Annotated in this window: 1 protein-coding gene; it reads right to left on the reverse strand. The window is 60.2% G+C overall.

What is annotated here, in order from left to right; all coding sequences use genetic code 11:
• A partial coding sequence (locus tag ACKRDP_RS09960; protein ID WP_489685590.1) for a hypothetical protein occupies positions 1-266 on the reverse strand: 266 nt, incomplete at both ends.

The following is a 266-nucleotide window of genomic DNA, read 5'->3' on the forward strand; positions in this document are numbered from 1 at the left end:
GCATGAGCGTCACCTTGGGGCCGTGCGAATTGGTGATACGTGAGGACAGCGGAGAGATCAGCATCATGATGATGCCGGAGGGAGCCATGACCAGACCCGCGGTGAGCATCGAACCGCCTAGGCCGTAACCAGTGACTTCAGGCAACTGGACTACCTGGGGAAAGACCATGCTGGCGGCGAACATCGCGAACCCGAACACGATCGATGCGAGGTTGGTGAAGAGCACCTGGCGGCGGATGGATACGCGTAGATCCACCAGCGGCTTG

The sequence above is a fragment of the Pampinifervens navoyensis genome, from assembly GCF_046159715.1.
Lineage (GTDB): Bacteria > Aquificota > Aquificia > Aquificales > Aquificaceae > Pampinifervens.